3 protein-coding genes and 2 pseudogenes are annotated in these 3,723 nt (G+C 75.4%); all 5 read right to left on the bottom strand.

Annotated features, from left to right (window positions below):
• Positions 1-336: pseudogene (locus AOK22_RS36355) on the bottom strand (hypothetical protein); the annotation flags it as partial.
• A pseudogene (locus AOK22_RS43455) lies at positions 326-464 on the bottom strand (AAA family ATPase); the annotation flags it as partial. The pseudogenes AOK22_RS36355 and AOK22_RS43455, both read right to left, overlap by 11 nt.
• Positions 465-466: 2 nt before the next feature.
• On the bottom strand, positions 467-1,359 hold an 893-nt coding region (locus AOK22_RS36350; RefSeq protein ID WP_244165254.1), incomplete at its 3' end, for an AAA family ATPase.
• Positions 1,360-1,384: 25 nt separating this feature from the next.
• Positions 1,385-3,082, bottom strand: coding sequence for a VMAP-C domain-containing protein (locus AOK22_RS36345; protein ID WP_055702945.1), 1,698 nt, complete (start codon positions 3,080-3,082; stop codon positions 1,385-1,387).
• Positions 3,079-3,456 carry a CU044_2847 family protein gene (locus AOK22_RS36340; protein WP_055702944.1) on the bottom strand — a complete coding sequence of 126 codons (378 nt, stop codon included), beginning with the start codon at positions 3,454-3,456 and terminating at the stop codon, positions 3,079-3,081. Before AOK22_RS36340 ends, AOK22_RS36345 begins: the two co-directional genes overlap by 4 nt.
• Positions 3,457-3,723: the final 267 nt, after the last annotated feature.

Genomic DNA, 3,723 nt, shown 5'->3' with positions numbered 1-3,723 from the left:
GCCGGTGGGCGGGGCCGACGCCGTGTCCCCGGTCGACGACTCCGACGTCCCCGCCTCGGCGGACAGATGGAGCGGGACACGGCCGTCGGCCGGGGCGTCGTCGACGGGGGGTGCGGGCCGGTCCTGCGCCGGCGCCTTCGGCCCGGCCTCCCCGGGCGCGGTGGATCGCGGTACGCCGACGGGTGGTTCCGGGACCTCCGGCGCGGCCGTGTGCCCGGCCAGCCACAGCAGTTCGGCCACCTCGGTCGCCGAGAGGCGCTCACCGCCCGCCGCCCGGGCCAGGACACCGGCCAGCGCCTCGGCCGGCCGGGCGGGCCGCGTGGGGTCAGAGGGCATCGGGGCCCGGGTCCCTCAGCTGGGTCAGGTAGGGCATGAGCTGGTGCGCCAGCTCGTCGCGCGAGGCGGCGTCGATGCCCGCGGCGCCGGTCAGGTAGATGGCGTTGAGCAGCTGGTCGGTGGCGAGCNNGCAGCGGTGGCGAGCTCGCCACCGCTGCCGCGTTCCAGGAACCGGGTGATCAGGCCGCGCGCGTAGGCGTCGGGCCGGCCGAGGTGCGCGCGCACGATGTCCTCGAGGTGGTCGCCCTGCGGCTGGCGCAGCTGGAGGGTGACGCAGCGGCGCAGGAAGGCGGGCGGGAACTCGCGCTCGCCGTTGCTGGTGAGGACGACGAAGGGGAAGGCGCGGCAGCGCACCCGGCCGCGCGTGACGGTGACCGGCTCGTCCGAACCGTCCGCCGGCAGGTGCGCCGTCGGGGAGTGCCGGGCGACGCGGACCAGTTCGGGGATCTCGTACTGGCCCTCCTCCAGAATGTTGAGCAGGTCGTTGGGCAGGTCCAGGTCGCTTTTGTCGATCTCGTCGATCAGCAGGGCGCGAGGGCGTCCGTAGGGGAGCAGGGCGGTGCCCAGGGGTCCCAGGCGCAGGTGGTCCGCCACGCCGGACCGGTCCTGCGGCGTCGCGCCCATGGCGCCGTCCCTCGCGGCGTACAGGCGGGACAGCGGGTCGTACTGGTAGAGGCCGTCGTGCAGGGTGCTGCGGCTGGTGATGTTCCAGCGCAGCACGGGGCCGAGCCTGAGCTCCCGGGCGACCGCGTACGCGAGGCTCGACTTGCCGCTGCCCGGCGGGCCCGTCACCAGGAGCGGACGCCGCAGGTACAGGGCCGCGTTGACCAGCTGGACGCTCTGGTCGGTGGGGCGGTAGGTCAGCGCGCGGTGGGCCCGGTCCGGCGAGGTGGCCGCGTCGTCGTCCGCGGGGGTGGGCAGCTCGGGACCGCCGTCGAAGGCGCGCCACGGCGGGGGCGGAGGGAGCTCGGTGATGCCGTCGTGGGGCTCGCTGTTTCCGGTGTACACGGGCCACAGGGACATGCGTTCTCTCCGTAGGGTGCGGCGCTCAGGCGACAGGGGAGTGCAGAGGGGCTGCCGTGCCGGGGAAGCAGCGGGGGTCGTCCCACAGGAGCTGCACGTCCCTGGCCCAGTGCTTCTCCGGCTCGTCCGCCGCGTCGGCCATCTCGCGCAGCGTCAGGACGTGGCGGGGCAGTTCGGCGGGCGGCAGTGCGGCGAGGTGGGCGTCGAGCGCGTCGAGGAACGCCGTGCCCGTGCAGTGGCCGCGGTGGTCGGCCGCTCCGCCGTCCTCGGCTCCCTCGCAGCCGGTGCGCGGCCACATCAGCACGGGCACCGGGGCGTTCAGCGACGCCTCGAAGTGCGGCCGGACGTGGTCGGCCCGCGGCGGGGCGGTGAAGCCCGCCAGATGGGCCCCGCCCTGCCGCAGCCGGAACCTGAGGCTGCTCGGCTTCTCACCGGTCCCGCACTCGACGCGGTGCAGTGCCGTCCGGTCGACGCCGTCCAGTTTCTGCCAGGTACGGGAGAGCTGGTGCCGCAGCCCGCCGGTGCGCCGCGCCCGGTCGGTGACGACCAGGGGGTAGGAGCAGCCGAGAGGGGTGGGGTCGTCCGTGCTGCGCTGCCAGTGGGCCACGGGTTCGTTCAGCCAGTCACGGGGCAGCGCGAAGGCGATCAACTCCTCCGCGTCGGAGTCCAGTTGCCAGAAGGCCTCGTCGATGCGCCGCTGCACGTACTCGCGCACCTGGTCCCGCCGCAGCGTGCGCGAGCCGACCGGGCGGCGGTGGCCCTCCCGGTACGCGGACACCGTGACGAGGGCCTGGTCGCTGCCGGCGCCGCTGTGGTCGATCTCGACGAGGATGGGAGCCCAGGCCGGCCCGGCCGCCGTGGGTGCCGGCGGTGCGGCCGAGGCGTCGAGGAGGGCGGCGAGCCGGTCGGTGAAGCGGGTCACGGCGTCGGGGTCGTCGACCTCCCAGAGCACGTACCAGGCCGCGGACCACAAGGACGAGAACCCCTGGGGCGGCACGGGCGGCCCGAACGGTCCGGCGGCGTCGAGGTAGAGCCGCTCCGCCTCGTGGGCCAGGCCGCTGTCGGCCGCCTTCTCCACGAGCGCGCGTAATCGCTCCTTGGCCGGGGCCGGGTGGCCCGGGGTGGGGATCAGCTCGCCGAGCCGCGGCCAGTACCGGGCCATGACGGAGAGCGGCAGCATACGGCCGTTGCGTACGCCGGACGCGCCTGCCGCGGCGGCGACCATGCCCACGACCCGGCCGCTGTCGGCGCGGGTCACCGCGGCGCCGCTGAATCCCGGTGCCAGCACTTGGCCATGGGCGTTCCAGGCCTCCAGCTGGATCCATTCGCCGGCGATCAACTGGTCGGCCGTGGACCGGTATTCGGCGAGTGTTCCCTCGTCGTAGCCCCGGGGGAAGCCGTAGGCGAGCAGCCGGGGGCGCGGCTCGCCGTACGCGTCGTCGGGTGCGGCGAACCGGGCCGGGGCGATCGGCACCGCCCGGTCCAGTTCGAGCACGGCGAGGTCGCCCGAGTCGTCGCCCCGCCCGTCCCAGCCGCCGTGGACGCGCACGCGGGCCGGGACGGTGCCGATGTCCTTGTGGTGGGGGAAGGACACGCCGACCGCCGCGTCGCCGCTGTCCCTCACCACGTGCGCGCAGGTGAGGAGTCGGCGTTCGGAGACCAGGAAGCCCGCGCCCACTTCGCGGCCGCACTCGATGCGGGCGTGCCAGGACGCTCCGCTCATGAGGGCGTCGAGGGTGAGCCGTTCGACCGGGTCCGCTGGTCGGCGGGCGCGTCCGAGCCGCCCGGCGTCCACGTCAGCCGCACCGCGAGATGTCCCTCGGCCTGGCCCTTCACGATCACGGCGCCCGCCTCCGCGGACATCCGGACGCCGAACTCGATCTCGACCGAGTCGGGGCGCAGGCTGCCCTCGCGGAACACGCGGAGCGCGGACTCGGCGGCGGCCCGCGCGCCGTCCAGGGACGCCTCGAAGGTGCGGGCCGCGCGGGTCGGTTCGTCGCCGCGGGAGACCAGGCGGGAGCCCGAGCCGTCGTCGTCCACGTCGGCGATGACGACGCGCGCGCCGTCGTCGGTCGTGAACTCCACCAAGCCGCCCATGGCGTACCCCCGTCGAACCCGTCGAACCGCGTGCGCCGTGTCGCCCGCCGCCGCGCCGTGCTCCGCGCACCTGCCAACGGCATTGTTACGGAAGCTCCTTGTGACTGTCACCCACTCCTGTGTGACGGTCGGCCCCTCCTGTGGGGCGGGTCGGCCCCTCCTGCGGGGCGGACGGCCGCGCCCGTGGGGCGGCCCACCACGCCCGTGGGTCCGGACGACGCCGCCCCCGGCCCGGACGGCCTGGCCCTCGGACGGCCCGCCCCCGGA

Origin of the sequence: Streptomyces silaceus (genome assembly GCF_001419745.1) — a bacterium.
In the GTDB taxonomy this organism is placed as follows: domain Bacteria; phylum Actinomycetota; class Actinomycetes; order Streptomycetales; family Streptomycetaceae; genus Streptomyces; species Streptomyces silaceus.
This window is presented reverse-complemented; position numbering and strand designations above follow the sequence as displayed.